27 protein-coding genes and 1 pseudogene are annotated in these 24,501 nt (G+C 73.0%); 16 read left to right on the forward strand and 12 right to left on the reverse strand.

Annotated features, from left to right (window positions below; translation table 11 throughout):
* Positions 1-972 carry a helix-turn-helix transcriptional regulator gene (locus ABFY03_RS35895; RefSeq protein WP_346171969.1) on the reverse strand — a complete coding sequence of 324 codons (972 nt, stop codon included), beginning with the start codon at positions 970-972 and terminating at the stop codon, positions 1-3.
* 171 nt (positions 973-1,143) lie between these two features.
* Here ABFY03_RS35895 and ABFY03_RS35900 point away from each other — a divergent pair, with 171 nt between their 5' ends.
* Positions 1,144-1,539: a RidA family protein gene (locus ABFY03_RS35900; protein WP_346172361.1), complete on the forward strand. Its 396-nt coding sequence runs from the start codon at positions 1,144-1,146 to the stop codon at positions 1,537-1,539.
* A gap of 534 nt (positions 1,540-2,073) precedes the next feature.
* Here the strand turns inward: ABFY03_RS35900 and ABFY03_RS35905 are convergent.
* The gene (locus ABFY03_RS35905) at positions 2,074-2,475 is read right to left on the reverse strand and encodes a hypothetical protein (RefSeq protein ID WP_346171970.1); all 402 of its coding nucleotides are present in this window, start codon (positions 2,473-2,475) and stop codon (positions 2,074-2,076) included.
* A 285-nt stretch (positions 2,476-2,760) separates the two neighbouring features.
* Here ABFY03_RS35905 and ABFY03_RS35910 point away from each other — a divergent pair, with 285 nt between their 5' ends.
* The 4 genes from ABFY03_RS35910 (at position 2,761) to ABFY03_RS35925 (ending at position 6,026) form a co-directional block, all read left to right on the forward strand.
* Positions 2,761-3,123 (forward strand): hypothetical protein, encoded by a 363-nt coding sequence (locus ABFY03_RS35910; RefSeq protein ID WP_346171971.1) that lies wholly within the window; start codon positions 2,761-2,763, stop codon positions 3,121-3,123.
* 112 nt (positions 3,124-3,235) lie between these two features.
* Positions 3,236-4,018: a hypothetical protein gene (locus ABFY03_RS35915; RefSeq protein ID WP_346171972.1), complete on the forward strand. Its 783-nt coding sequence runs from the start codon at positions 3,236-3,238 to the stop codon at positions 4,016-4,018.
* A gap of 115 nt (positions 4,019-4,133) precedes the next feature.
* Positions 4,134-4,694: a dihydrofolate reductase family protein gene (locus ABFY03_RS35920; RefSeq protein ID WP_319007409.1), complete on the forward strand. Its 561-nt coding sequence runs from the start codon at positions 4,134-4,136 to the stop codon at positions 4,692-4,694.
* Positions 4,695-4,883: 189 nt separating this feature from the next.
* The gene (locus ABFY03_RS35925; RefSeq protein WP_346172362.1) at positions 4,884-6,026 is read left to right on the forward strand and encodes an MFS transporter; all 1,143 of its coding nucleotides are present in this window, start codon (positions 4,884-4,886) and stop codon (positions 6,024-6,026) included.
* Positions 6,027-6,165: 139 nt separating this feature from the next.
* Here the strand turns inward: ABFY03_RS35925 and ABFY03_RS35930 are convergent, their stop codons facing one another.
* Positions 6,166-6,567, reverse strand: coding sequence for a hypothetical protein (locus tag ABFY03_RS35930; protein ID WP_346171973.1), 402 nt, complete (start codon positions 6,565-6,567; stop codon positions 6,166-6,168).
* Between the two features lie 52 nt (positions 6,568-6,619).
* Positions 6,620-6,889 carry a hypothetical protein gene (locus tag ABFY03_RS35935; protein WP_346171974.1) on the reverse strand — a complete coding sequence of 90 codons (270 nt, stop codon included), beginning with the start codon at positions 6,887-6,889 and terminating at the stop codon, positions 6,620-6,622.
* A gap of 81 nt (positions 6,890-6,970) precedes the next feature.
* Here ABFY03_RS35935 and ABFY03_RS35940 point away from each other — a divergent pair.
* The 6 genes and pseudogenes from ABFY03_RS35940 (at position 6,971) to ABFY03_RS35970 (ending at position 12,996) form a co-directional block, all read left to right on the forward strand.
* Positions 6,971-7,555 (forward strand): annotated as a pseudogene (locus ABFY03_RS35940) (DinB family protein).
* A 486-nt stretch (positions 7,556-8,041) separates the two neighbouring features.
* Entirely contained in the window at positions 8,042-8,434 is a 393-nt protein-coding gene (locus ABFY03_RS35945; RefSeq protein WP_346171975.1) for a hypothetical protein, read from the forward strand.
* 266 nt (positions 8,435-8,700) lie between these two features.
* A complete protein-coding gene (locus ABFY03_RS35955) occupies positions 8,701-10,257 on the forward strand; it encodes a flavin-containing monooxygenase (RefSeq protein WP_346171976.1) in 1,557 nt (518 codons plus the stop codon).
* Between the two features lie 75 nt (positions 10,258-10,332).
* Positions 10,333-10,851, forward strand: a complete 519-nt coding sequence (locus ABFY03_RS35960; RefSeq protein WP_346171977.1) for a hypothetical protein — start codon at positions 10,333-10,335, stop codon at positions 10,849-10,851.
* Positions 10,852-10,993: 142 nt separating this feature from the next.
* The gene (locus ABFY03_RS35965; protein ID WP_346171978.1) at positions 10,994-12,541 is read left to right on the forward strand and encodes an alpha/beta hydrolase; all 1,548 of its coding nucleotides are present in this window, start codon (positions 10,994-10,996) and stop codon (positions 12,539-12,541) included.
* 44 nt (positions 12,542-12,585) lie between these two features.
* Positions 12,586-12,996: a hypothetical protein gene (locus ABFY03_RS35970; protein ID WP_346171979.1), complete on the forward strand. Its 411-nt coding sequence runs from the start codon at positions 12,586-12,588 to the stop codon at positions 12,994-12,996.
* Between the two features lie 70 nt (positions 12,997-13,066).
* Here the strand turns inward: ABFY03_RS35970 and ABFY03_RS35975 are convergent, their stop codons facing one another.
* The 5 genes from ABFY03_RS35975 to ABFY03_RS35995 form a co-directional block, all read right to left on the reverse strand.
* Complete coding sequence (locus tag ABFY03_RS35975) at positions 13,067-13,663, reverse strand: NUDIX domain-containing protein (protein WP_346171980.1); 597 nt, start codon at positions 13,661-13,663, stop codon at positions 13,067-13,069.
* Positions 13,664-13,731: 68 nt separating this feature from the next.
* Positions 13,732-14,925 (reverse strand): DUF3103 family protein, encoded by a 1,194-nt coding sequence (locus ABFY03_RS35980; RefSeq protein ID WP_346171981.1) that lies wholly within the window; start codon positions 14,923-14,925, stop codon positions 13,732-13,734.
* Between the two features lie 217 nt (positions 14,926-15,142).
* The gene (locus ABFY03_RS35985) at positions 15,143-16,360 is read right to left on the reverse strand and encodes an RNA polymerase sigma factor (protein WP_319007429.1); all 1,218 of its coding nucleotides are present in this window, start codon (positions 16,358-16,360) and stop codon (positions 15,143-15,145) included.
* Between the two features lie 8 nt (positions 16,361-16,368).
* Positions 16,369-16,776, reverse strand: coding sequence for a YciI family protein (locus ABFY03_RS35990; protein WP_346171982.1), 408 nt, complete (start codon positions 16,774-16,776; stop codon positions 16,369-16,371).
* Positions 16,777-16,929: 153 nt separating this feature from the next.
* Positions 16,930-17,385 carry an Lrp/AsnC family transcriptional regulator gene (locus tag ABFY03_RS35995; RefSeq protein ID WP_346171983.1) on the reverse strand — a complete coding sequence of 152 codons (456 nt, stop codon included), beginning with the start codon at positions 17,383-17,385 and terminating at the stop codon, positions 16,930-16,932.
* A 116-nt stretch (positions 17,386-17,501) separates the two neighbouring features.
* Between ABFY03_RS35995 and ABFY03_RS36000 the strand changes: the two genes are divergently transcribed.
* Positions 17,502-18,122: a LysE family translocator gene (locus ABFY03_RS36000; RefSeq protein WP_346171984.1), complete on the forward strand. Its 621-nt coding sequence runs from the start codon at positions 17,502-17,504 to the stop codon at positions 18,120-18,122.
* A gap of 69 nt (positions 18,123-18,191) precedes the next feature.
* Here ABFY03_RS36000 and ABFY03_RS36005 read toward each other — a convergent pair whose 3' ends face one another.
* The gene (locus tag ABFY03_RS36005; protein ID WP_346172363.1) at positions 18,192-19,106 is read right to left on the reverse strand and encodes an SMP-30/gluconolactonase/LRE family protein; all 915 of its coding nucleotides are present in this window, start codon (positions 19,104-19,106) and stop codon (positions 18,192-18,194) included.
* Between the two features lie 136 nt (positions 19,107-19,242).
* Here ABFY03_RS36005 and ABFY03_RS36010 point away from each other — a divergent pair, with 136 nt between their 5' ends.
* On the forward strand, positions 19,243-19,695 hold the full coding sequence (locus ABFY03_RS36010; RefSeq protein ID WP_319007397.1) for an Lrp/AsnC family transcriptional regulator: 453 nt from the start codon (positions 19,243-19,245) through the stop codon (positions 19,693-19,695).
* A 134-nt stretch (positions 19,696-19,829) separates the two neighbouring features.
* Here the strand turns inward: ABFY03_RS36010 and ABFY03_RS36015 are convergent, their stop codons facing one another.
* Positions 19,830-20,762 (reverse strand): NADP-dependent oxidoreductase, encoded by a 933-nt coding sequence (locus ABFY03_RS36015; protein ID WP_346172364.1) that lies wholly within the window; start codon positions 20,760-20,762, stop codon positions 19,830-19,832.
* Between the two features lie 125 nt (positions 20,763-20,887).
* Here ABFY03_RS36015 and ABFY03_RS36020 point away from each other — a divergent pair, with 125 nt between their 5' ends.
* The 3 genes from ABFY03_RS36020 (at position 20,888) to ABFY03_RS36030 (ending at position 23,867) form a co-directional block, all read left to right on the forward strand.
* Complete coding sequence (locus ABFY03_RS36020; RefSeq protein WP_346171985.1) at positions 20,888-21,859, forward strand: GlxA family transcriptional regulator; 972 nt, start codon at positions 20,888-20,890, stop codon at positions 21,857-21,859.
* Between the two features lie 74 nt (positions 21,860-21,933).
* Positions 21,934-22,587, forward strand: a complete 654-nt coding sequence (locus ABFY03_RS36025) for an ArsR/SmtB family transcription factor (protein WP_346171986.1) — start codon at positions 21,934-21,936, stop codon at positions 22,585-22,587.
* Between the two features lie 56 nt (positions 22,588-22,643).
* A complete protein-coding gene (locus ABFY03_RS36030; RefSeq protein ID WP_346171987.1) occupies positions 22,644-23,867 on the forward strand; it encodes an MFS transporter in 1,224 nt (407 codons plus the stop codon).
* 31 nt (positions 23,868-23,898) lie between these two features.
* On the opposite strand, the gene ABFY03_RS36035 is transcribed toward ABFY03_RS36030, so the two are convergent.
* On the reverse strand, positions 23,899-24,408 hold the full coding sequence (locus tag ABFY03_RS36035) for a GNAT family N-acetyltransferase (RefSeq protein WP_346171988.1): 510 nt from the start codon (positions 24,406-24,408) through the stop codon (positions 23,899-23,901).
* Between the last annotated feature and the right edge of the window lie 93 nt (positions 24,409-24,501).

Here is a 24,501-nt window from a genome sequence, read left to right on the forward strand (position 1 = left end):
TCACGGGGGCGCGTAGACGGCGGCCACCCTGACGGCCCGCTCGCGCAGCGCGGCACGCAGCGACGGCGGCGACAGCGCCTCCGCCTCCGTGCCGAGCTGCCACAGCGCCCACTCGGCGTGCCGCGCGTCCTGGAAGACGACCTCCAGCCGCAGCCACCCGTCCGCCTCAGGCTCCTCCGCGCGGACCGCGAGCACGGTGTCCAGCAGCTCCTCCCGCCGCGCCGGATCCATCCGCACCAGCACGGTGACGTGGTCGCCGCCGGAAAGGAACCGCGCCGACCGTTCCCGCCAGATCCGGTCCAGATCGACCTGCCCCGGCCGCACCGCCGCCTCGGGCAACTCCTCGGCGGCCAGGATCCGCGACAGCCGGTACGTCCGGTCCTCACCGGAGCGCGTGGCGAGCAGATAGGCCCGGTCGCGCACGGTGACGAGGCCGATCGGGTCCACCGTGCGCCACCGCGGGGCCTGGCCCGTGGCCGCGTAGTGGATGCGCAGCTTGCGCCCGGCGAGCACCGCGCGCCTGACCTCGCCCATCGTCGTGCCCGGGACCTCGTCGGTGATCTGCCGACGGGCGAGGAGGTCGGTCTCCGGCTCGACCAGGAACCGCCGGACCGCGTCGCTCGCGGTGGCCTGATGGGTCTCGGGAAGCGCGTCGACCACCTTCCGCATCGCCGAGGCGAGGGCTGGACCGAGCCCGAACGCCTGCTCCCCGCGCCCCGGTCCGGCCGTCAGCAGGGCCAGGGCCTCGTCGTGGTTCAGGCCGGTGAGCTCGGTCCGGAACCCCGGCACCAGGGAGAAGCCGCCGTGCCGTCCGCGCTCGGCGTAGACGGGGACCCCGGCCGCCGACAGCGCCTCGATGTCGCGCAGCACCGTACGCGTGGACACCTCCAGCTCGCGCGCCAGGGTGTCGGCGGTCAGCCGGCCGTGCCGGCGCAGCAGGAGGACCAGGGAGACCAGCCGGTCGGCGCGCATGCGGCGACCGTAGCGGAATACATGACGAAGGATGTCGTGATTCGTTGGCAGGCTCCCGCACACAGGACGTCGAGGCCGGCGAGGCCGAGCCGTCGGACGTCCCCGCACCCACCCGCAGCGACACGTCGACAGCGGAAGCGTCGACACGAGAAGAACGGAGCCGACATGGCGATGGAGCGCACCGCGGTCAACCCGATGGCGTGGTCGGTCGAGAAGGGCTTCAACCAGGGCGAGCTGGTCTCCGGCCAGACGCGCACCCTGTACCTCTCCGGCCAGACCGCGACGAGCGAGAAGGGCGAGCCCCTCCACGACGGCGACATGGCGGCCCAGTTGGCGCTGAGCGTCGAGAACGTCGAGGCCGTCCTCGCCGGAGCCGGCATGACCCTCGCCAACCTCGTCCGCCTCAACGTCTACACGACCGACGTCGACCTGCTGTTCCGGCACTACGGCGTGCTGGCGGCCCGGCTGGGCGCCGCGCGGGTGGCGCCGACCACCACGATGCTCGGCGTGACGCGCCTGGCGATCCCCGGCCAGCTGGTCGAACTGGAGGGCACGGCGGTCGCGTGAGGCCCCTCACCGCCCCGCTGCTCCGCCGGTCACGGCGCGCGGCGGGGCGGCCCGCCCGGTGCGAGGGCGGGGCGGTACGGGCAGAAACCCGCGCCCTGCGCAGCGTTCCCCGTCATGGGAGCGAGCGGACGGGCGCATCAGTTGCTGCCGGCGGAGGAGGTCGTCACCATGCCGGCCCGCTCCACGCGCGCGTACCGGACCCGCTACCGGAGCCGCCATGACGACGTCGTCGTCTCCTGCGGCCGCCCCGTCCTGCCGAACACCCGACCGCCGTCCCCGCACCGGACTCCGGCCACGCGCCCGTCCGCGTCCCCTGCTGACCGCCGGAGCCCGCGCGCCCGTCCCCGCCGCCGGAGCCATCGGCACCACGCCCCGGCAGCCGGCGTACGCAATACCGGCCTGCATCCTCCGGCTGCGGGCGTACGGACCAGCGGGCTGCCGCCTCCGGCTGCGGGCGTACGGACCAGCGGGCTGCCGCCTCCGACGGGGGCGTGCGGACCACCGGCCTGGCGCCTCCGACGGCGGGCGAACCAACTACCGGCCCGCAGGCACGCGCAACGACGCCCGGCAGGACCGCAGACCGACGTCGACGAGTTCCGCCAGCCCGGCCGACGGGATGAGCGTCGCCAGCCGGTGCATGGCGAGCGCCGCCTCCCACGCCGAGGCCCTGGCCGGCGACCCGTCCCAGGCGAGGGCGTCGAGCCGGGACCAGAGGTGCGCGCCGAACCCCAGGTGAATCGTTCCTGCCCGGGCGGTCTCCTCGTCCAGCGCCCCGCGCACCGCCGTCAGGAACGTCACGGCGTCCTCCGGCCCCAGCGCGTCCACGACGATCCGCAGATACGGCACGATCAGGGTGGTCGCCTCCGGCCACCCAGCCTCGTCGCCGAAGCGTTCGCGCAGGTGTCCGTACAGCGAGTGTTCCATGTCATGGGTCATGGAATGAGAGATACGTTTCGCCAACGGATCTTGCTCGCGGCGACACGCGGAAAACACCACCCCGCCGCTCATATGGACGGCCGAGGGGCGCGGAACGGCCGCCCCGAGGACACGGCGACCACGCCCGACCCGGGGCCGGCACCGTACGCCACCCCGACGGGGCCGAACAGGTGACACTGCGCCAACACGCCACCCCACCCGCTCCGGTGGATCGATTCGCCTCCTCCCCGGCTGCCTAGCGTGACCCCTGCTTCTTCGATCATCTCGGGAAGGGACCACCCCGCCATGAAGCTGCGCAGCACCCTCGGCGCGTCACTCGGCGCCCTCGCCCTCGTCCTGTCGACGGCCGGCTCGGCCCAGGCCGCCCAGGGCGAGTTCCACTACAAGTACGTCGACGGCTTCGGCCAGGAGAACACCGTCACCCTGCACGACCCGCACAGCGGCAAGTGCATCAACCTCGACGCCGTCGGCGAGGACGACGAACTCCCCGGCTACGGCCCGCACAACGACACCGACACCGCCGTGACCGTCTACGTGGGCGCGAACTGCGAGGGCCCCGAGTGGCGCCTCAAGGCCCACGGCAAGCCCGCCAAGGACACCCTGGAACTCCGCTCGGTCCGCTTCGACGCACCCGTCGCCGCCCAGTAGCCGGCACGCACAAGGGCCGCCCCGAAAAGGGGGCGGCCCTTCGCCGTGCCCCGACGCTAGATTGGTGACCTTCGGCAGGCGAAGGCCCCCGGAGTCCCCGAAGGCGACCGCCATGCCCCACCAGCCCCGCCCGACCGCCGACCGCCCCACGCCCCCGACGGCCCGTCGGCTGGACGAAGCCCTGACCGGCCTGACCGACACCTTCCGCGGCATGGCCGCCCACCCCGACGAGCACAACTGCGCCTGCCACTGGGGCAGCGCGCAAGAGCTCGCCCTCCTCAAGACCCCCGACGTGCGGCTGGACGCCGACCTTCTGCGGCGTACCTGGCACGCCACCGACTGGACGCACCGAGGTTCCGTCCTGCGCCGCATCCTGCCCCAGTTCGCCACGGCCCTCGCCGACGGCAGCGTCGACACCGCCTCCGACCTGGAGAGCGCGGGCCGCGCCTTCGCCATGTCGGGCTGGCGGGCGTGGCCCGCCGAGCAGACCGCCGCGGTCGAGGAGTTCCTGCATGCGTGGTGGGCGCACACGCTCGCCGACCCGACTCCCGCCGTCCCCGCCCACCACGTCCTGCTCCTGACGGCGGAGGCCACGGGCACCCTGACCCCCTGGCTGGCCACCTGGGAGGCGACGCCCACTCCCGAGGCGGACCGGCACCTGGCCGAGGCGGTCGAGCACTGGGCGTACGACCTGCTCGCCGACCAACTGCCGTGGAGCGCCTGGGCGGCCGAGGAGGAGACGCGCGCCGAACTGACCGCCTGGCTGGTCCGCCACGCCCCCGCCCGCCTCCGCGCCCACGGCGCACCGGAGGACCTCCTCCACCGCGTACGCCTCCTCGGCGTCACCGGCCCGGCCCGCTGGGACGACCCCCACTGGCCCGACTACCGGTACTGACCACGGAGGAACACGGCGGGCGAGGGGGCCCGGGATCTCCCGAAGGTGTGGTTTCGTGGAGTGACGTGCCCCAGGGGCGCACCGGCGAGCCGATACCCGAGGTGGTCTTCTCCTGATGCGTAACGTGACCTATTCCATGGGCGTCTCACTGGACGGCTACATCGTGGGACCCGACGGCGACTTCGCCTGGACGGACCCCGGCGACGAGGTCTTCCGGTCCTTCATCGACGAGATCCGCGAGGTCGACGTCCACCTCATGGGCCGACGGCTCTACGAGACGATGCTCTACTGGGAGACCGTCGACCTCTCGACCCTCGACGACGCCGAGCGCGAATGGGCCGCGCTCTGGAACCCCCTCCCCAAGGTCGTCTTCTCCCGCACGCTGTCGGCGGTCCAGGGCAACGCCCGCCTGGCCACCGGCAGCCTGGCGGAGGAGATCGCACGCCTACGGGCCGAGCCGGGGGACGGCGACATCGCGATCGGCGGCGCCGCCCTCGCCGCCGAGGCGGCCGCCCTGGGCCTGATCGACGAGTACCGCGCACGCGTCCACCCCCTGCTCGTGGGCGGCGGCACCCCCTTCTTCCCGAGAGACGAGCGCAGGGTGAACCTCGAACTCGTCGACACCCGCACCTACGAAGGAAAGGTGCTGTACGTCCGCTACCGGGTGGCGCGGTGACGACACCCGCCCCGAGGCGGCCGCCGTCTCGGCGCGGGAGGATATGCCGTTGCGACGAGGCCCCGCCCTCGGTGAGCTGACCCCATGGACGGTGCGACGGGACCGGCACGGGAGACGTGAGCGGAAGACGAGCATCCGGCCGTACGACGACCGGAGCCCTGGCGCGCCGTGGCGGTGCTCGCCGCCCTGATGCTGGCCGCGTTCACCTTCAACACCGCGGAGAACCTGCCCATCGGGCTCCTCGACGGCATCTCCGAAGGCCTGCGGGTCTCCGTGTCGGCGGTCGGCCTCCTGGTCACCGGTTACGGAGTGACCGTGGCCGTCGCGTCCGTCCCGCTCGCCCACGCGGTGAGGACGGTGCCGCGGCGTCACGTCCTGGCGGCACTCCTCGCCGCACTGGTGGTCGCCAGCCTCGCCGCCGCGACGGCCCCCTCCTACGGCGTGCTCCTCGCGGCACGGCTGCTGACCGCGCTGGCCCAGGCGCTCTTCTGGGCCGTGATGGGGCCGGTGGCGGTGGGACTGTTCGCACCGGCGGTCCGCGGGCGCGTGGTCGGGGCGCTCTCCGTCGCGGGCTCGCTCGCCCTGGTCCTCGGCGTACCCGCGGGAACGTGGCTGGGGCGGCATACCGACTGGCAGGTGCCGGTGGCGCTGATCGCGCTGCTGGGCGGGGTCTCCCTGGTGACGATCGCCCTCCTGCTGCCGACCTCACGCCCGGAAGAGGAACCCGCCGCCTACGCCCCCGATCCGGACACCCGCAGGTTCGGCATCGTCCTGGCGGCGGGCGCACTCTCCGCGGCGGGAGCGTTCGCGGGATTCACCTACATCGTGAAGTTCCTCGACGAGGTGACCGGCTTCGCGCCGCAGACGGTCAGCGCCCTGCTCATGCTCGTCGGCATCGCCTGCCTGGCGGGAGTGACCGTCACCGGCACCCTGCTGGACCGCCACCCGCACGCCGCACTCACCACAGCGGTGGCCACCCAGGCCGCGGGGATGATCGGCCTGTACGCGGCCGGCACCGATCCGGTGGCGGCGCCGGCGTTCCTGATCGTGAGGGGCGCCGCGCTGGGTCCCGTCTTCATGACCACCCAGAACGCGATGCTGCACTGCGCTCCCGCCCGCACGGACATCGCCCTGGCGGCGAACTCCGGCGCCTACAACGCCGGCATCGCGGGGGGCGCCGCGCTGGGAGGACTCGTCCTGTCCTTCGCCGGCCCCCGAGAGACCTTCCTCGCGGGCGGTCTCCTCACCACCACGGCCTGTGCCGTCCTCCTCGTCGGCGAGCGCCACCTCCACCACCGGACCGGGTCGAGGCGCCGAGCACACTTCTCATGACGGGAACCGGCGCAGTTCATCGAGCGCGGCACGACGAGGCCGCACCGGCTCGGCGCTGCGGCGGCTGCGGGGGAGTGGCCGGCCTACGGGCACCCCGCCCCGGCCGTACCCGCCCGCCCCCGCCCCTACGCCGCCGCCATCACCGCTCGTCGTCGACGAGCGACGAGCCGGCTCTGCGCGCGAGCCGACGACGGACCCGACGCAGCCGGTCGACGCCACGTACGCCGCCCTCGGGATCCGCCGCGACACGGCGCTGGAGCGTACCGTCGACGACGGCCCCCAGAGGCGCGTCGGGAAACTTCCGCCACCGCTTCGGCCGCCGACCGCTCATACGCTCTTCGACAGCATCGGCACGGGCGTCATCGAGTGACCCCAGGAGCGTGGTCAGCGCGGTCTGCGCGTGCCGTCGGTTGGCAGTGTGCTGAAACCGCTTGTTCCGGCGGATGTTCTTGCGCGAACTCTTGTCGTTCTCGCCGTAGCTGTTCCGGCGATCCTTGAGGTAACTCAGCCGCTTCTTCTCCTGCGGCGACCTCCGCTTCACCGACCCGCGCCCCCTCCGACTCCCGGTTCTTCCTGTCCCACGACGTTGTAGGTCAGTCCGAGAGGCGAAACCCACCGATCTGGTACTCCAGCCCCTCACGGAACTCCAGGCGCGGGACGGCCCCGCGCATCGCCGGATACAGCGCAGACGGCACCTCGTAGGCCGCGGTCTCCAGGAAGTCGTCGTCCCGGTCGGGGAAGAGGTCCCTGATCCGCAGGATCTCGGCCCGGTCGAGAGGGGTGACGTGTGCGGCTATGTCGTCGCCCTCCCAGCCGATGAGCTCCCACCCGAGGGTCTCGGTGTCGCCGTCGATCTCGTTCACGCGCCCAAGGTACGCGCAAGCCGCTCTCGAGCACCTGCGGATTCTTGAGACCACGAGCGGCGCATGGCAGGCTCATGCCGCATGATCGAAGCATTCGCGAAGGAAAACCTCCACGGGAGACTGCGGCGAGACCGCGAGGCGCTGCTCTGGAAACTCGACGGCCTGTCCGAGTACGACGCCCGCCGACCCCTGACGGCGACCGGGACCAACCTCCTCGGCCTGGTGAAACACGTCGCCACCGTCGAGGCCCGGTACTTCGGCGAGGTCTTCGGCCGCCCTTCCCCGGAACCGCTGCCCCCGTGGCAGGACGCCGACGGCAGCGACCAGTGGGCGGCCGAGGACGAGACCCGCGATCAGATCGTCGCCTTCTACCGGCGCACGTGAGAACACTCCGACGCCACGATCGACGAACTCCCCCTCGACGCCCCCGGCCACGTCCCGTGGTGGCCGGAACCCCACGCGCACACGAACCTGTTCGCCGTCCTGGTCCACGTCCTCGGCGAATCCATCCGGCACGCCGGCCACGCCGACATCCTCCGCGAGACCCTCGACGGCCGAACCGGCCTGCGCCCCGAACACGAGAAGCCCGTCGACGCGGAAGCCCGAGCAGCCCACTGCGCGAAACTCGAGCGGACCGCCAGGTCGGCCACGGCAGCCGAGGCATAGGCCGCTACCGCACCGGGACGCCATGGAAGGACCTGCCCGAGTTCGGCACCTGAGAACTCACGCGCGGCCGCCGGCGACGCACGGTCATGTCCTCGTCGGCGCGGGATCAGGACGGTGATCTCGCAGCCCTCCGACCAGGTCACGAACCGCAAACGCCACTGCGGCCACCCGCGGTATGCACCGAGAAGCAGCGCGACAGCGTCGAACGCCGCACCATGAGGAGCGGCGCGGCCTGGCTGTGACAGTGGTCCGCTCAGTCGTTGAACCACACGACGAGACGTACGTTGTCGTCACCGTGGAGTTCTGCGAGTTCTTTCATCGTTTCCCACACGGGTTGCCACGCGCCGGTTTCGGTGACGGCGTCTCTGCGGCAGGCTATGGGTGGAGCCGGCTGTCAGGCTTCTCCGCGGGCTCGTCCCGGTCGACGCGCGCTCTCGGTGGCCGAGGCGTCGGCAGGAAGCTCGGCTCTGACAAGATGACCGGGTGGTGAGTGCACAGGACTGGGAGGCGACACGTCGCCGACTGCATTTCGGGCAACGCTTCCTTGGAACGGTGGTCCGGGTGCCACGTCCAGGCGCGATCGGCATCTTCGTGGACATCGGGCTGCCCGTAGGCGGCTTCGTAGACGTGGTGCTGCTACCCAGCGAAGCCGAGCGCTGGCCCACGGAGGGCACCACGTCGGAGTTCGAGGTGTGGTGGGCTGATGAGCGACCCCAGATTCGGCTGAAGCCCGTGGACCCCATTTTCGTGCGCGAGGACTTCGCCGAGTGGCTCATCAGATGGCGGCCGGGGTGGCCGCAGGAGCATGGCCTGCCGGTCACCATCGCCGACGTTCCACCTTCGGCATCCGAGGCCGGCAGGGGGGATGCTCACCGATAGCCCCACGCGAGGTCGCGCAGGCGGGCGTCGCCGCGCATGGCCTGATGCACGCCGTCCCCCCTCGGCCGGCAGCCGCGCAGGATCTCTCAGGTCTTCGGGCGGGCGAAGCAGTGCTCAATGGCCGGCCGGAGATACGAACGACGTCGGCCGGAGCCGTAGCCAGCGGTAGCCCGTGCCTCGGCAACCCCGGACCCGACGCACCCCGCGCCCGCGTGAGCGGCACTCCGCCGTCGAGGCGGAATCCGGCGTGCCGCATCCTCTTCCCTATGACCTCGTACCCGCCGCCGCACGTGGAGCATCTGGACGTCCTGATCGTCGGTGCCGGGATCTCCGGGATCGGCGCGGGGCGGTATCTGAAGGTCTCGCATCCGGGAAGGTCGTTCGCGATCCTGGAGGGGCGCGGTGCCTCCGGCGGGACCTGGGATCTGTTCCGGTACCCCGGCGTCCGATCGGACTCCGACCTCTACACCTTCGGGTACGAGTTCAGGCCGTGGCGTGACCGGGAGTCCATCGCCACCGCCTGCCGCGTCCTGTCCTACGTACGCGAGACCGCCACCGAGAACGGCCTCGACCCGCACATCCGCTATCACCACCGGGTCGTCGCCGCCGACTGGTCCTCCGAGGCGGCGCGCTGGACGGTACGGGTCGAGCGCACCGATCCGGCGACCGGCGCGAGCGAGCGGATCGAGCTCACCGCCGGGTGGATCTTCTGCGCCACGGGCTACTACCGGTACGACGAGGGCCATACCCCGCCCTTCGAGGGGCGCGACCGTTTCCACGGGCAGATCGTCCATCCGCAGCACTGGCCCGAGGACCTCGACCACCGCGGCAAGCGCGTGGTCGTCATCGGCAGCGGGGCCACCGCCGTCACCCTCGTCCCCGCGATGGCCGGCGCGGCGGCGCACATCACGATGCTGCAGCGGACGCCCACGTACGTCGTGCCCGTCTCGAAGGAGGACAAGGCCGCCCGGTTCCTCCGCCGCGTCCTGGGGGACCGGCGCGGACACGCCGTGGCGCGCCGCAAGAACCTCGCCAGGCAACAGCTGGTCTGGCGCTTCGCACGGCGCTTCCCGGCCGCCACCCGGAAGCTGATCCGCGCGGCGAACGCCCGGCTGCTGCCCGCCGGCTTCCCGGTCGACGAGCACTTCAACCCGCCGTACGACCCCTGGGACCAGCGCCTGTGCGCCGTTCCCGACGGCGACCTCTTCAAGGCCATCAGCGCCGGTACGGCCTCCGTCGTGACCGACCGGATCAGCACCTTCACCGAGGACGGGATCCTGCTCCGGTCCGGCCGGGAACTCCCCGCGGACATCATCGTCACCGCCACCGGACTCACCCTCCAGCTCCTCGGCGGCATGCGCCTCACCGTGGACGGGACGGACGTCTCACCCGCCGACTCGCTCCTCTACCGGGGCACCATGCTGTCCGGCATCCCGAACCTCAACGTCGCCATCGGCTACACCAACGCCTCCTGGACCCTCAAGATCGGGCTGGTGTGCGAGTACGTCTGCCGGCTGCTCGCCCACATGGACCGGTACGGTCACGACACCGCCCGGCCCGTGAGCGAACCCGGCCTGGCCACCCGCCCCATGCTCGACTTCGGTGCCGGCTATGTGCGGCAGGCCCTCGACCGGCTGCCCAAGCAGGGGCCGGCCGCGCCATGGGTGGCGTCGACGAGCTATCGCGGCGACCGCAGACTGCTCCAGCACGCCGCGATCGCCGACGGCCACCTCCGCTTCTCGGGGCCGGCCACCCGCGCCGGACGGCTCGCGGACGCGGACCGGTGGGGGAAGCCCTCTGAACGGAGGGCGAGCGGCGGATGACGTCTGCCGAGGGGCGGCCGTTCGTGTGGCGCCGCTCTTCCCCGCGCTCCGTGGGGTGTTGGAGGATCTGCTGTCATGACTCAGCATGCATCTGACGCGACCGCCGATGCGGCGGGTACGTACCTGGCGGGGCTCGCCGGGCGTCTGACGGCCGACGGCTGCGCGGTGACGTCGCCGGAGTGGAACGGCCGCCCGGTGGTGGCCGCGCAGCGCGCGGACCGCAAGGCGCGGTGGTTCGGGACCAGGTCCGAGCTGTTCGTCCTCGCCGCGGCCGTCCCACGGGTCGACGTCGCCACCCTGGAGGAGTTCACCGTCTGGGCCATGAGCAGGGCGAAGGGCCTGCGCGGCGGCATACCGGGCGCCCGCAACGTGACGCTGGTGCTGCCGGCGCTCGTGAGCGCGTCCGTCGACCCCGCTGCGGCCCACTGGGCCGCGGAGGACGCGCGGACCATCGACACGACCGTCGTCAGCCGCCCCGTCACGGTCCAGACGGGCCCGGACGCGGTCCGGACCTCGATGTACCGGGGCAGGGTCGTCTGGGGCGGGATGTTCACGGGCCATGTGCTGGAGAAGGCGGCCCTGTACTTTCCCTGACACCCCGCGTCCGGCGGTGTGCGGTCAGGAGGCCCCGCGGCCGGGGGGTCAACAGGACGGTCCGGAGCGGGGGTTGGCCCCACCCCGAGAGGCCCGGTGGCCTGATGGGGCGTGGGGGGCACGGGGCGGCAGGGTGGAGGCCATGACAACACGCCGCGTCCGTAACCCCCTTGCCCCCTCCGCCACCCCCTCCGTGTTCGCCTTCTCCCTCTCCCTCGCCGCCCTCGCCTCCGCCGCCCTCGTCGCCTCCGCCGGCCCCGCCGCCGCGACCGGGAACGCCACCGGCGGCCGGCTCCAGTGGGGCGAGTGTCCCGCCGCGGTGAAGCCGGTCGAGGGGCAGCGGTGCGCCGGCCTCTCCGTGCCGCTCGACCACGCCGACCCCAACGGCCCCCGCATCGAACTCGCCGTCTCCCGCCTCGCGAGCACCCGCCCGGAGGCCCGGCGCGGCACCCTGCTCGTGATTCCGGGCGGGCCCGGGAGCTCCGGGGTGCAGCGGCTCGCGCAGAAGGGGGCCGCGCTCGCGAAGGAGACCGGAGGGGCGTACGACCTGGTCGCCTTCGACCCGCGCGGGGTCGGTGGTTCGACGAAGGCGCGGTGCGGGCTCGCGGAGCAGGACCGGTGGATGGTGACCCTGCGGTCCTGGCCGGGCGACGATGGGTCGATCGGCGCCAACGTCGAGCGGGCGCGACGGATCGCCGACGCCTGCGCCCGCGACGGCGGACCGATGCTGCGCGGCCTCACCACCGCCAACCAGGTGCGGGACATGGAGCTGCTGCGGCTGGCGCTCGGCGAGGAGAAGCTGTCGGCGTGGGCCACCTCGTACGGGACCTATGTCGCCGCCCGGTACGCGCAGGAGCACTCCGGCCGGACCGACCGGTGGGTCCTGGACAGCAGCGCCGACCCGGACCCGCGCCGGGTCGCGTACGGCTGGCTCGCGGACATGGCGAAGGGCGCCGAGGACCGCTTCCCGGACTTCGCCGCCTGGGCCTCCCACCCGGACCGCGCGGCGGAGGGCCTGCGGCTCGCCGACACCCCGGAGGCCGTACGGGCTCTGGTCCTCGATCTCGCGGCGCGGCTCGACCGGGCGCCCCGCGCCACCGCCGTACCCGGCGCGCCGCTCACCGGAGCGGCGTTCCGGCAGGCGCTCCAGGTCGCGCTCTACTCCGACGGCGCCTTCCGCGGCTTCGCGCGGCTCGCCGCCCAGGCCCTGGACCCGCGGGGCGTGCCCGTGCTGCCCCCGGAGCTGTCCGGCGCGATGCCGGACGAGGCCGCGGCGGTCACCGTCGGCGTGATCTGCAACGACGTCGACTGGCCCCGTTCCGTACCGGCGTACTCCCGCGCGGTCGCGGCCGACCGGGTCCGGCACCCGCTGACCGGCGGCATGCCCGTCAACATCACGCCCTGCGCCTTCTGGAAGGGCGGCGCGGTGGAGAAGCCGGTCCGGCTCACCGACGAGGGCCCGTCGAACATCCTCATGATCCAGAACCTGCGGGACCCGTCCACCCCGCACTCCTCCGGCCTGAGGATGCGAAAGGCGCTCGGAGACCGTGCCCGGATGGTCTCGGTCGACCGGGGCGGCCACGGCGTCTACCTGGTGAGCGCCGGCGGAGCGGGCAACGCGTGCGGCGACCGCACCGTCACCCGCTTCCTGGTGACGGGAGAACGGCCGGCCACCGACATCCGTTGCTGAGGGGCGACACGGGGCCCGTTCCCGCCCGATGAGATCGTGCAGGCATGAACCGCCTCAACGACGAACGCCTGCGCACGTGGACGCTGCGCTGGATGGCCCTTCTCGCCGCCGACTCCCAGGACCAGCGCGCCTGGCTGGGCGACCGGGACCTGGACACCGCGTCCGTCGTCGAGGAAGTGGAACTGGTCTGCCGGATCTCCGCGGGCCTCGCGGAGCGCGCAGTCCTCGCCTCCGAGGACACCCGCGACCTCCAGGAACTCGGCCGCCACCTGGCCGCCCTCACCCCCGACCGCCGCGCCGGTCTCTGGGCCGAGTCCCTGGTCACCGACCGGACGTGGACCGAGGTACGCACCCTGGCCCGCCGGATCCTCCACAGAACGACAGGCGACTGGCGCCGGCCCCTCCCCGACCCCGCCGGCGCACCCCACCCGCCCACGGCGGCCCCGCCGTCGTGATCGCCTGAGAGGCGAAGTTCGGGCGGCTGCCTGCTGCGTGTTCGGTTCCGTGTACGTTCCCGTGTCCAGTTCATCCGGCCTCGGCGTGCTGGAGTTTGCGGGCGAAGCGGTGCATGTGCGGGTCGAGCCTGTCGATGGGTTCCTGGAGCACCTGCTCCTTCGTCAGCCATCTGATCGCCTCGAACTCGCCCCGGTCGTACGTGGTGACGGCGTCGGCGTCCGCGTCGAGGACGTACCAGAGCGAGACGTCCGTGTGGGGGTGACGCTCCCGGGTGGGGGCGACGGTGAGGAAGAGCGGGTGCGCGCCGGTGAGCGACGAGGCCGTGGCCTGGAGGGACAGTTCCTCCCGGCATTCGCGGACCACCGTGTCCCACGGGTCCTCGTCCGGCTCGACGTGCCCGCCGGCGGGCAGCCACAGGCCCGCCTTGCGGTGCGCGGTGAGCAGCAGCTCTCCGCGAACGACGTCGTGGACCACGAAGTAGCAGACCAGATGCGTCGGGGGCACGTCCGGCGGGCGCACCCGGTAGAGCGGCGCCCCCCTGGCGATCCACTCCGTGGCGGTCGCCAGGTGGGCGCGCTCCAGGTCGTCCCAGGGTTCGATGGCGCCGATGAGGTCGAGGAGGCGGGCGCGAGGGCGGGAGGCGAGCGGGTCGCCGGTCGCGGTCATGCGTACAGGGTGTCAGGAGGGACTGACAGTCGGTCCGGTCGCCAGTGCCCTCCTGCGCCCGGCGGTCGTCAGAGGGCGGAGACCCAGTACCGGTCGAACGTGAACCGGCCGTTGGCGCCGGCGCCGTCGCGGGTGCCCGTCATCTCGCGGGCGAGCGTGTACCAGGCGTCCACGAAGTCGGCGTCGTCGGTCCAGAAGGAGGACGGGAGCGCGTCCACGACCGGGTCGACCAGCGGGATGTAGGCCCCGAGGTCCGCGATCGTCAGCAGGGCGGCGGCGATGGCCTTGGCCAGTGCCGAGTAGTCGGTGTCGCCGTCGTCCTCCATCATCACGGCGTCGGCCAGGTTGTACTTGTAGAGCGACCAGTTCACCAGGATCTGGTTCGGGTGGTACGTGGTCCCCGCGTCGTCGAGGTACGGGTGGGTCACCGTGTCGACGCGGACCTTCCCGTCGAGTCCGAAGCCGCTGACGATGCTGAAGATCTCGGCATCGCCCTTGATCCACGTCTCCTTGTCGTCGGCGAGGCGCACGGAGGTGATGCGGGAGGTCCAGAAGCCGGTGCTGCTCGCCGTCGAGGTCGTCGAGGTCGTCGAGGCCGTCGAGGTCGTCGGCGCCGTCGGGGCCGTAGACGCCGCAGGGGCTGTCGCGGCCGTCGCGTTCGCCGCGGCCGTCGTGACGCCGGCGGCGGCCAGCTCCCGCTCCAGGACCCGCGTACCTGCCTCAACCGCCTTCTCCCCGTCCACGCCGACGACGTACACCGGGACGTCGGGCATCCGGGAGGCGTCCAGCGTGTGCGCCCGGCCCCGGGTGTCGTAGGCGGTGACCGCGGTGATCTCGTCGTCGGACGGTTCGACGGCCACCAGCGGGGCCCGCCCGGAGCCCCGCGCCCCGGCCAGGGTCACGGTGAGCAGCCCGCCCGTGCCGGCGGGCAGGCCCTTCGCCGCGACGACGGCGCGGTCCGCGGCGGCGACGACGGTGGCGAGCGACGCCGCCGCCCTGGTACGGGAGGTTTCGGCCAGCGCCCCGAGGCCCGTCTCCGCGCCGCCCGCGACGGCGCTGCCCGCCTCGGCGCGCCAGGCGGAGTCGGCGAACGAGCGGGCCAGCGCACGGGCCGCCGCGTCCTCGGCGGCGGCTACGGGGGACACCTTCGCCGCACCGGTCGCGGCGGGCGTCGCGACGGCGATGGCGGGCGCGGCGGTGACCACGAGCCCGGTGAGCGCGAGGCCGCAGAGGGCCGTGCGGAGCTGCTTTCTGACGGACAAGACATCCTCCAGAGAAGTCGGACGGCAGACCCCGGGGTGTCAGGGCATGCCGGAGACACCGGCCGCGGATGTGCGGCCGGTGCGCGGTGGTGCCGGGCAGAGCGCGACCATGATGGGGCACGATCCGTCTACGCGTATAGACCGCATCAACAGCCCGAGGCTGTAAGGGCGTTGGCGCGGAGGCCCTTCGGGGCGCCGGACGTCTCCGGCGCCCCCCTCAGGGCTCTCGGCGGGCGTTGAGCCGGGCCGCCTGACGGGTCAGGTGGTCGCGTTCCGCGAGGTTCGGGGCCCGGTGCGCGGCCTCGGCGTACAGGCGCGCCGCCGTCGTCAGGTCGCCGTCGCGTTCGTGGAGGTACGCGGCCACCGCGGCGTGGCGGGGCAGTGACGGGTCCAGCGCCGCGAGCGCCGCCAGGCCGGCGCGCGGTCCGTCGGCCTCGCCCACGGCGACCGCGCGGTTGAGCCGGACGACCGGGTTGTCCGTGAGGAGGGCGAGCTCGTCGTACCACTCGACGATCTGCACCCAGTCGGTCTCCTCGGCCGTGGGCGCGTCGGCGTGCAGCGCCGCGATGGCGGCCTGGGCCTGGAACTCGCCCAGCCGGTCCTGGGCGAGCGCCGCCTGCAGGATCCCGACGCCCTCGGCGATGAGCGCCGTGTCCCAGCGGCCGCGGTCCTGCGCGGCGAGCGGCACCAGGCTGCCGTCCGGCGCGGTGCGGGCGGCGCGCCGGGCGTGGTGGAGCAGCATGAGGGCGAGCAGGCCGGCCACCTCGGGGTGGTCGATGCGGACCGCGAGCTGTCGGGTGAGCCGGATGGCCTCCGCGGAGAGGTCGATGTCCCCCGAGTAGCCTTCGTTGAAGACCAGATAGAGGACGCGCAGCACGGTGGCCACGTCGCCCGGCCGGTCCAGGCGCACCCCGGAGACGGTGCGCTTGGCCCGGCTGATCCGCTGCGCCATCGTCGCCTCAGGGACCAGGTAGGCCTGGGCGATCTGGCGAGTGGTCAGCCCACCCACGGCGCGCAGAGTGAGCGCCACCGCCGACGCCGGTGTCAGCGACGGATGGGCGCACAGGAAGTACAGCTGGAGCGTGTCGTCGACGTCGGGCACCGACCCCGGCGCCGGCTCCTCCTCGACGCGGTCCTCACGACGCCGGCGGGCGGCGTCGGCGCGTGTCGCGTCGAGGAACTTGCGCCAGGCGACCGTGATCAGCCAGCCCTTCGGGTCCCGCAGCGGGTCCGCCCCGCCCGGGTTTCCGGTCGGGGCGGACGAGGCTTCGCCCGCCCCGTCGAGGAGGCTCGGGGAGGAGCCGGCCGCACCGGCCCTGAGCGCCTCGACCAGGGCGTCCTGCACGGCGTCCTCGGCCGCCGCGAAGTCGGCTCCGCGGCGGACGAGGACGGTGAGGACGCTCGGGATGAGGCTCCGGAGCAGCGCCTCGTCCATGGGTGACGTCACTCCGTGATGGTGGTGGGCGCGGCCAGGAAGGGGCGCACCTCCAGCCACTCGTGGATCGGCTTGCCGCCCGCGCCCGGGGCGGCCGACAGCTCCCCGGCCAGTTCGACGGCGCGCTCGTAGTCGTCCACGTCGATGATCATCCAGCCGGCGATGAGGTCCTTGGTCTCCGCGAACGGCCCGTCGGTGACCGGCGGGCGTCCCTCGCCGTCGTAGCGGACCCAGGCCCCCTCGGGGGCGAGGGCCTGACCGTCGACGAACTCGCCGGTCTTCTCCAGCCGGGCGGCGAAGTCATGCATGTACTGCATGTGGGCCGAGATCTCCTCCGGGCTCCACTGGTCCATCGGCACGTCGTTGACGGGGGCCGGGGCGCCTCGGTAGTGCTTCAGCAGCAGGTACTTGGCCATCGTGGTTCTCCTCGGTGCTCGTGCGGCCCATTCTGGCCGCGTTCGCACCGGGGACGGAGCAGCAACCGGATTCTCGACATCGCCGCCCGGTCTTTCTCGATCCTTTTCCGGAACCCTTCGCGCCGTGACCTTCGCCCGGCCTCCGAGCGGCGGTCAGCTCTCGGGCAGCGGGCGGTCGGCGATGACGTTCTTCATGACCAGCGTGGACGTCAGGCGCTGGACGCCGGGCAGGCGCGCGAGGCGCTCGTCGTAGAGCTGCTGGAACGCGGTCAGGTCGGTGGTGGCGACCCGGAGCAGGTAGTCGGGTTCGCCGAAGAGGCGCTGCGCCTGCAGGACGTGCGGGACGGCCGCCACGGCCTCCTCGAAGGCCGTGACGGTGTCGGGCGTCTCCCAGCGCAGGGTGACGAAGACCAGGGCCTCGAAGTTCAGGCCGACGGCGGCGGGGTCGACCACGGCGCGGTAGCCGCGGATCGCTCCCTCGCGTTCGAGGTCGCGCAGTCGGCGGTGGCAGGGCGAGACGCTGAGCTGCACGCGAGCCGCCAGTTCGGTGATGGTCAGTCGGCCGTCGAGCTGCAGTTCGGTCAGAATCTTCCGGTCAAGGGCGTCCATGGAGAAGATTCTCCCTCGAACGCCGCGATCAAGGGGTAAAGACGCAAACATCTTCGGGCGAATCGCGCCTACCCTTCCCTCCGGGAACAAGAAGTGCGAGAGGGAACAAACGAACGATGGACACGACGACGCTGGCGGCCTTCCTGGCGGTGGACCTGCTCCTGGTGGTCACTCCGGGCGCGGACTGGGCGTACGCGATCTCCGCCGGCCTGCGTGACCGCTCGGTCGTCCCGGCGGTCGCCGGTCTCCTCACCGGCCACGCGGCGTACGCGCTGGTGGCCGTCGCCGGCCTCGCCGTGATCGTGGCAAGCTCCCCGGCCGCCCTCACCGCCCTGACCGTCGCGGGCGCCGGATACCTGCTGTGGCTCGGCTGGGGCCTCCTGCGGCAGCCGGCCGCGGCGCCCGCGGCGACCGGGGAGGGGGCGGGCGCCTCGCCGCTGCGCGTCCTGCTCAAGGGGGCGGGGACCAGCGGCCTCAACCCCAAGGCGCTGCTGCTGTACTTCTCGCTGTTCCCGCAGTTCATCGACCCCGTGACCGGCTGGCCGGTGGCCGCGCAGACCGGGCTGCTCAGCACCGTGCACCTGACCGCCTGCGCCGTCGTCTACCTCGCCGTCGCCGTCCTGGCGCGCACGGTCCTCAGCTCCCGCCCCTCGGCCGCCCGGGCCGTCACCCGCGTCAGCGGAGCCATGATGATCGCCATCGGCGCCCTGCTGCTGGCGGAACGTCTGGCGGGCTGAGCGCCCGGGCCCCACCCGGGCTCGCGGCTCGCCCTCCGCCCTGGCTCGCAGCTCCCCGATCCCGAGGCCCTACAGCCAGGGCCGCCGACCCGGTCCCGTCGGGTGCGTGCCCGTGACCGCCATGACGACCGAGTACAGGCTCGTCTCCGCCGCGATGAACAGACGGTTGCGCTTGGCGCCGCCCCAGGAGATGTTGGCGACTGCCTCGGGAATGTCGAGCCGCCCGATCAGGGTGCCGTCGGGGTCGTAGCAGTGCACGCCGTCGCGCATCGCGGCGACCCAGAGCCGGCCGTCCTCGTCGAAGCGGAGGTTGTCGAAGCGGGCCTGCTCGCGGGCCCCGGCCTCGGCGAAGACCTCGCCGTCCGACAGGGTGCCGTCGTCCCGTACGTCGAAGACCCGGATGCGGCCCGCGCGGGTGTCGGAGACGTACAACTGCCGCTCGTCGGGCGAGAAGACCAGCCCGTTCGGCGCCTCGAAGCAGTCCGCGACCAGCCGCACCTCCCCGGTGGCCGGATCGATCCGGTACACGTTGTTGGAGCCGATCTCGCTCTCCGCGCGGTACCCCTCGTAGTCGCTGGTGATGCCGAAGTCCGGGTCGGAGAACCATATGGAGCCGTCGGACCTCACGGTCGCGTCGTTCGGGCTGTTGAGGCGCTTGCCCTCCCAGCGGTCGGCCAGCACGGTGACGGTGCCGTCGTGCTCGGTCCGGGTCACCCGGCGGTTGCCCTGCTCGCAGGTGATCAGTCGGCCCTCGCGGTCGAGGGTGTTGCCGTTGGTGTGCCCGGCGGAGCGGCGGAAGACGGAGACCGCGCCGGTCTCCTCGTCCCACCGCAGCATCCGGTCGTTGGGGATGTCGCTCCACACCACCTGACGCCAGGCCGGCACGTAGACCGGCCCCTCGGCCCAGCGGCAGCCGGTGTACAGGACCTCCAGCCCCTCGTCGCCGTTCATGCACCGCCCGGTCCGGAACCGGTCGTCCAGCATCTCGTACAGCCCGGGGCGCTCGCCGCTCACAGGATCCACTCCTCTGGGAATCCGTCATGTGCCGAAGGAAAATCGGCCTGGGAGGCAGACTGCAGGATGAGATATGGTCCCGACAAGAAGGTGCCGAAGGAGAGTCGTGGATCACATCGACCGGGCGCTGCTGGCCCGGCTCCAGCAGGACGCCACCCAGTCCTACGCCGCACTGGGCCAGGCCGTCGGTCTGTCGGCCGGGGCCGCCCACGAGCGGGTGCGGAAGCTGCGCGAGCGCGGCGTCATCCGGCGCACCACGGTCGAGGTGGACCCGGCCGCCGTCGGCAGCGCCGTCCTGGCCTACGTGATGGTCGACTCGACGTCCTGGATGGGCGATTCGGCGCAGGACTTCGCCGCGCTCCCCGAGATCGTGGAGGCGCACGTCATCGCCGGCAGTGCCTCGGTGCTGGTCAAGGTCAGGACCGCGACCACCGAGCAGCTGCAGGACGTGCTGCGCCGGATCTATGCGATCGAGGGGGTCAGCGGCACACAGGCCACGGTGGTCCTGGAGACCTTCTTCGAACGGCCGCTCTCCCCGCACACCGCCGACGGGGCCTGATCCCTGCCGGCGGCGGGGTCCGAACGCCGGCAGGGGCGGTCCGCACGGTGGCGGGACACGCACGGCCCCGCCACCGGAACGGAAGATCGGCCTCGGGGCGACGATCGGCCGCCCCCCCCCCGCACGGCGACCGACTACGGAACGGTGAGCACGAGCTTGCCGGTCGTCCGGCCCGTCTCGCCGAGCGCGTGCGCCTTGGCCGCGTCCGCCAGCGGGAAGACGGCCTCCACGTGAGCGCGGAGGGCGCCCGAGGCGACCAGGTCGGCGACGGCGTTCATGCCCGCGTGGTCCGCCTCCACCAGAAGCGTCTCGACGCGGACCCCGCGCGCGGCGGCCTTCGCTGCCTCCTCCGGGTCCGTGCCCGGCAGGAGCGACACGAGGAGCCCGCCCGGCCGCAGGACGTCGAGCGAACGGGACCGGGTGTCGCCCGACAGGGGATCGAGCACCATGTCGACGTCCCGGACGACGTCGCGGAAGTCGGTGGTGCGGTAGTCGACGACCTCGTCCGCGCCGAGGGAGCGCACGAAGTCGTGCTTGGCGGCGCTGGCGGTGCCGATGACGTGTGCGCCCCGCGCCTTCGCGATCTGCACGGCGAGGTGGCCGACCCCGCCCGCCGCCGCGTGGATCAGCACGCGCCGGCCGGGGCCGACCCCCGCCGTGTCGACGATCGCCTGGTACGCGGTGAGCGCGGCGAGCGGCAGCGCCCCCGCCTGGACGTGGTCGACGTCGGCGGGCTTGCGGGCGAAGGAGCGGGCGGGGCCCGTCACGTACTCGGCGTGGGAGCCGACGCCGTGCGGGTAGGGCAGCATCCCGAAGACCTCGTCGCCCGGCTTGAACAGGGTGACGCCGAAGCCGACGGCCTCGACGACACCGGACACGTCCCAGCCGAGGACCAGCGGCATCCGGTCGAGGAAGACGCCGCCGGCGCGGTGCTTCCAGTCGGTCGGGTTCACCCCGGCGGCGCGGACGGCGACGAGGATCTCGCTCGGGCCCGGCGCGGGGCGGGGGAGGGTGACCTCCTTGAGTACGTCGGGAGTGCCGTGGGTGTCCTGGCTGATGGCGCGCATGGTGGGGGCGTCCGGTGCGGTGCTCGCCGCGGTGTTCGGCATGGTGTTCGTCATGGGCACCAGCCTCGCCGTGGACCTGGGGGCCGTACCATGGCATGAATGCCATCTTCCGACGGGATCGTGCCATGCGTCCTCCTCATCGTGTCGTCGTGCTCGCCCTGGACGGGGTGTACCCCTTCGAACTCGGCATCCCGAGCCGGGTCTTCGGCGCCCTCCAGGACCGGTACGAAGTCCTGACCTGCTCCGTCGACGGCGGCCCCGTCGCGACGAACGCGGACTTCTCGGTCACCGTGGGTCACGGGCCCGAGGCGCTCGCGGCGGCGGACACGGTGCTGCTGCCGCCCTTCGACATCTCCCGGCTCTCGCGCGAGCTGCCGCCGCAGGTGGGTGAGGCGCTCGCGGCGGTACGGCCCGGGACGCGGATCGTGTCGATATGCACGGGCGCGTTCGTCCTGGCGGCCGCCGGACTCCTCGACGGCCGGCCCGCCACCACCCACTGGGCCGTCGCCGACGTCTTCCGCTCCTGGTACCCGGAGGTGGCCCTGGACCCGGACGTGCTCTTCGTGGACGACGGGGACGTGCTCACCTCGGCGGGCGCCGCCTCCGGCGTCGACGTCTGCCTCCACCTCGTACGCCGGGACCACGGCGCCGCCGTCGCCAACCACGTGGCCCGGGCCTGCGTCGTACCGCCGTGGCGGGACGGCGGCCAGGCCCAGTACATCGAGCACCCGGTGCCCCCGGTCGCCGCGCACGACACCTCGGCCACCCGCCAGTGGGCGCTGGAGAACCTGCACGAACCCCTGACGCTGACGGAACTCGCCGGACACGCCCGGATGAGCCTGCGCACCTTCGCCCGCCGGTTCAACGAGGAGGTCGGGACCAGCCCCGGCCGCTGGCTGATCCAGCAACGCGTCTACCGCGCCCGGCACCTCCTGGAGACGACGGACCTCCCCGTGGACGACATCGCCGGCCAGGTCGGCTTCGCCACCGGCACCTCCCTCCGCGAGCACCTGCACGCCGCGATCGGCGTCTCACCCCTCGCGTACCGACGCACCTTCCGAGGCACGGCCGCGACGCGCGCGGAGGTCGGGAGATAGCCCCGAAGCAACCGCAAAGACTTCTTCGCGAAGAAGTCTTTGCGAAGAAGTCTCCGCCAACTACCTTGGTCTGTATGGGAGATGAAGAGAGCACATCGATCGGCTCGACCGTCGCCGACCCGAACGTCGTCGACCCGGACGCGGCCGACCCGGACGCGGTCGTCCTGGACGCCAAGGGGCTGCGCGCCCTGGCGCACCCGGTACGCGTGCAGCTCGTCGGGCTGCTGCGGAAGCACGGCCCTTCGACGGCCACCCGACTCGCGGAGCGCTTGGGCGTGAACTCCGGTACGGCCAGCTACCATCTGCGGCAGCTCGGCGCGGCCGGCTTCGTCGAGGAGGACACCGAGCGTGGCAACGCGCGGGAGCGGTGGTGGCGTTCGGTGCACCGAACGATCTGGTTCAGCGATCCGGAGGCGGCCGAGCAGGAGCCCGAAGCGGCGCTGGCCTACCAGCAGTCCGTCGCCGCCCTCTACACCCTGCGGACGCAGCAGGCGCTGAACGGACTCCAGACCATGCCCCGCGCCTGGCGTCACGCCTTCGATCTGAGCGACTGGGCGCTGCGTCTCACGCCCGAGGAAACCGGCGCGCTGTACCGGGAGTTGGCGGAGGTCATCGGCCGCTACCGGCGCGACGCACCGGAAACGGCGGCGAGCGCCCCCGAGGGAGCCGAACGGGTCGCTGTGATGACCCACATCCTGCCTGAACTCGACGTGCCCCCGACGTCGTGACCGGCGACCCGCTCGCGAAGAGGTCCTTACGGCCGCTGGTCGGCGTACTGGCCGCCATGGCAGTCTCGCTGACCGGCACGCGGATCTCCGTCGTGGCACTGCCCTGGTTCGTCCTCGTCACGACCGGCAGCGCCACCCGGACCGGACTGGTCGCCTTCTGCGAGATGGCGCCCTATGTGGTGGTCAAGGCGTTCACCGGGCCGCTGGTGGACCGGATCGGCCCACGAGCCGTCTCCTGGACCACCGACCTGGCAAGCGCGACCGCCGCCGCGGCGGTCCCGCTCCTGCACGTCCTCGACCTCCTCACCTTTCCCCTCCTCCTGGTCCTGGTCGCCGTCATCGGCGCGGCCCGAGGACCGGGGGACCTGGCCAAGGAGGTGATGGTCCCGGAGGCGGCCGAGCACGGGCGGGTGCCGCTGGAGCGGGCCACCGGTCTCTCCGGCGTGGTCGAGCGGCTCGCCTCCACCGTCGGCCTGGCCGCCGGTGGAGCCCTGGTGACGCTGCTCGGCCCCCTCACCGGGCTCGCCGTCAACGCCGGCTGCTTCGCCCTCGGTTCGGTGCTCGTCGGACTCGCGCTGCCCCGAGGCACGGGTCGGGCCGCGGAGGACCCGGCGGCGGCACCGGCCGAGAGGTCCGGCTACTGGCGTCGGTTCGGCGAGGGCCTCGCCTTCCTGCGGGGCGATCCGCTGTTGCTCACCGTCATCGTCATGCTCGGCGTCACCAACTTCCTCGACGCCGCGTTCGCCTCGGTGCTCGTGCCCGTCTGGGCCAGGGAGTCCGGCCACGGGCCGACCGCCATCGGCCTGGCGGGCAGCGTCATGGGGGCCGCGGCGGTCGGCGGGAGCCTCATCGCCGCCGCGGTCGCGCACCGGCTGCGACGGCGGCTGGTCGTCCTCGCCGGATTCCTGCTGGTGGGAGCGCCCCGCTTCCTGATCCTCGCCGCCGACGCCCCGCTCGGTGCGGTACTGGCCGTCTTCGCGGTCGGCGGATTCGGCGCCGGCTTCGTCAACCCCGTGCTCGGCGCCGTCCTCGTCGAGCGGGTGCCGCGCCGGATGCTGGGTCGGGTCAACGCCCTCGGCGACTCGCTGTCCTGGGCCGGCATCCCCCTCGGCGGGCTGGTCGCGGGGGCGGCGGTGGCCGCCGCGGGACTCGTTCCGATCTTGCTCGCGTGCGGCACCGCGTACTTCCTCGCCACCAATCTGGCGGGACTCCGGCCGGAATGGCGCGAGATGGACCGCACGCGAGGGCGGGACGCCGTGAAGCGGCGTGCGCCCGCATGATGACGGAGGGGCGAACCGTGGCCACCGCGGCTCAGAGGCTCTTGCGCAGCAGAACGCACATCGTCTCGTGGCGCCGGATCGACCCGTCGGCCGCCTCCTCGTCCCAGGCGTCCGGCGCGCGGCCGTAGGCGCGGTAGCCCAGGCGCTCGTACAAGGCCCGCGCCCTGGGATTGTCCTCCTCCACCGCCAGCTCGGCACGCCGCAGCCCGCGGTCCCGGATCCGCTGCTCGGCGGCGCGCACGAGCAGGGTCCCCAGCCCGCAGGACTGCAGCGCCGGCATCACGGCGAGCTGCCACAGTGTGCCGGCCCCCTCCGAGGCCCGGTAGTCGACGCCGCCGATCGCCACGGGCAGGTCCGCCGGCGTGCAGACGGCGAGGTAGTCCACCTCGCCGGCGGCGGCGCGCGTCAACTCGTGCCCGACGTGCCGCACGTGGGTGGACGAGCCCGACCAGGCGCACGCCGGCAGGTCTGCCGGCAGGAGATCGCGTACGTGGACGGGCAGGGTGACGGCGGTCTCGGCGGTGTCGTGGTGAGTGCTCACGCGGGAAGCATGCGAGCAACGCGGCGGTACGGCAACGCATTTGCCGCGCCCTGGGGGCGCCGTCACCCGGGCGCGGGCCCGGGAGTCTCCTGA

The organism is Streptomyces roseofulvus, assembly GCF_039534915.1.
Classification (GTDB): domain Bacteria; phylum Actinomycetota; class Actinomycetes; order Streptomycetales; family Streptomycetaceae; genus Streptomyces; species Streptomyces roseofulvus.

What these genes read in the sequence shown, in the direction of transcription:
- ABFY03_RS35995 (WP_346171983.1), bottom strand. Translation starts at nt 17,385, where the DNA reads ATGGACGCCCTTGACCGGAAGATTCTGACCGAACTGCAGCTCGACGGC.
- ABFY03_RS35985 (WP_319007429.1), bottom strand. Translation starts at nt 16,360, where the DNA reads ATGGACGAGGCGCTGCTCCGGAGCCTCATCCCGAGCGTCCTCACCGTC.
- ABFY03_RS35975 (WP_346171980.1), bottom strand. Translation starts at nt 13,663, where the DNA reads ATGACCGCGACCGGCGACCCGCTCGCCTCCCGCCCTCGCGCCCGCCTC.
- ABFY03_RS35955 (WP_346171976.1), top strand. Translation starts at nt 8,701, where the DNA reads ATGACCTCGTACCCGCCGCCGCACGTGGAGCATCTGGACGTCCTGATC.
- ABFY03_RS36020 (WP_346171985.1), top strand. Translation starts at nt 20,888, where the DNA reads ATGCGTCCTCCTCATCGTGTCGTCGTGCTCGCCCTGGACGGGGTGTAC.
- ABFY03_RS35920 (WP_319007409.1), top strand. Translation starts at nt 4,134, where the DNA reads ATGCGTAACGTGACCTATTCCATGGGCGTCTCACTGGACGGCTACATC.
- ABFY03_RS35910 (WP_346171971.1), top strand. Translation starts at nt 2,761, where the DNA reads ATGAAGCTGCGCAGCACCCTCGGCGCGTCACTCGGCGCCCTCGCCCTC.
- ABFY03_RS35965 (WP_346171978.1), top strand. Translation starts at nt 10,994, where the DNA reads ATGACAACACGCCGCGTCCGTAACCCCCTTGCCCCCTCCGCCACCCCC.
- ABFY03_RS35905 (WP_346171970.1), bottom strand. Translation starts at nt 2,475, where the DNA reads ATGACCCATGACATGGAACACTCGCTGTACGGACACCTGCGCGAACGC.
- ABFY03_RS35915 (WP_346171972.1), top strand. Translation starts at nt 3,236, where the DNA reads ATGCCCCACCAGCCCCGCCCGACCGCCGACCGCCCCACGCCCCCGACG.
- ABFY03_RS36005 (WP_346172363.1), bottom strand. Translation starts at nt 19,106, where the DNA reads ATGCTGGACGACCGGTTCCGGACCGGGCGGTGCATGAACGGCGACGAG.
- ABFY03_RS35960 (WP_346171977.1), top strand. Translation starts at nt 10,333, where the DNA reads ATGACTCAGCATGCATCTGACGCGACCGCCGATGCGGCGGGTACGTAC.
- ABFY03_RS35900 (WP_346172361.1), top strand. Translation starts at nt 1,144, where the DNA reads ATGGAGCGCACCGCGGTCAACCCGATGGCGTGGTCGGTCGAGAAGGGC.
- ABFY03_RS35925 (WP_346172362.1), top strand. Translation starts at nt 4,884, where the DNA reads ATGCTGGCCGCGTTCACCTTCAACACCGCGGAGAACCTGCCCATCGGG.
- ABFY03_RS36025 (WP_346171986.1), top strand. Translation starts at nt 21,934, where the DNA reads ATGGGAGATGAAGAGAGCACATCGATCGGCTCGACCGTCGCCGACCCG.
- ABFY03_RS35970 (WP_346171979.1), top strand. Translation starts at nt 12,586, where the DNA reads ATGAACCGCCTCAACGACGAACGCCTGCGCACGTGGACGCTGCGCTGG.
- ABFY03_RS36030 (WP_346171987.1), top strand. Translation starts at nt 22,644, where the DNA reads ATGGCAGTCTCGCTGACCGGCACGCGGATCTCCGTCGTGGCACTGCCC.
- ABFY03_RS35990 (WP_346171982.1), bottom strand. Translation starts at nt 16,776, where the DNA reads ATGGCCAAGTACCTGCTGCTGAAGCACTACCGAGGCGCCCCGGCCCCC.
- ABFY03_RS35895 (WP_346171969.1), bottom strand. Translation starts at nt 972, where the DNA reads ATGCGCGCCGACCGGCTGGTCTCCCTGGTCCTCCTGCTGCGCCGGCAC.
- ABFY03_RS36000 (WP_346171984.1), top strand. Translation starts at nt 17,502, where the DNA reads ATGGACACGACGACGCTGGCGGCCTTCCTGGCGGTGGACCTGCTCCTG.
- ABFY03_RS36015 (WP_346172364.1), bottom strand. Translation starts at nt 20,762, where the DNA reads ATGCGCGCCATCAGCCAGGACACCCACGGCACTCCCGACGTACTCAAG.